Below are 582 nucleotides of genomic sequence, written 5' to 3' on the forward strand. Positions count from 1 at the left end.
GTTTGAAAAGCTCATTGTCTTTTTTATTCGAAAAAGACTTAAAATCTTAAACGTTGACGTTTGGTTGTTTAGTTTTCAAGGTTCAATAATGAAATTGGTGGAGCCTAGCGGGATCGAACCGCTGACCTCCTGCGTGCAAGGCAGGCGCTCTCCCAGCTGAGCTAAGGCCCCTTAATAAATGGTCGGGAAGACAGGATTTGAACCTGCGACCCCTTGGTCCCAAACCAAGTGCTCTACCAAGCTGAGCTACTCCCCGAATTGCTTATTATATAAGGATGGCGCGCCCGAGAGGAGTCGAACCCCTAACCTTTTGATCCGTAGTCAAACGCTCTATCCAATTGAGCTACGGGCGCATGTTATCCTGTTTGTCTGAAATGGTGCCGAGGGCCGGACTCGAACCGGCACGGTGGAAACCCACCGCAGGATTTTAAGTCCTGTGCGTCTGCCAATTCCGCCACCCCGGCTAAGGCAGATAAACTTAAATATCAATATGGAGCGGAAGACGAGATTCGAACTCGCGACCCCCACCTTGGCAAGGTGGTGTTCTACCACTGAACTACTCCCGCATATTGAATTGGTGCG

At 49.8% G+C, this 582-nt stretch carries 5 tRNA genes; all 5 read right to left on the reverse strand.

The features are described 5' to 3' along the window. Positions 1-95: 95 nt before the first annotated feature. Positions 96-171, reverse strand: a tRNA-Ala gene (locus E2491_RS12640). Positions 172-179: 8 nt separating this feature from the next. Further along, a tRNA-Pro gene (locus tag E2491_RS12645) sits at positions 180-256 on the reverse strand. 20 nt (positions 257-276) lie between these two features. Then, positions 277-353, reverse strand: a tRNA-Arg gene (locus tag E2491_RS12650). Between the two features lie 22 nt (positions 354-375). Further along, a tRNA-Leu gene (locus tag E2491_RS12655) sits at positions 376-464 on the reverse strand. A gap of 27 nt (positions 465-491) precedes the next feature. Continuing rightward, positions 492-566: transfer RNA gene (locus E2491_RS12660), tRNA-Gly, on the reverse strand. Positions 567-582: the final 16 nt, after the last annotated feature.

Source organism: Jeotgalibacillus sp. R-1-5s-1 (genome assembly GCF_004405105.1).
In the GTDB taxonomy this organism is placed as follows: domain Bacteria; phylum Bacillota; class Bacilli; order Bacillales; family Jeotgalibacillaceae; genus Jeotgalibacillus.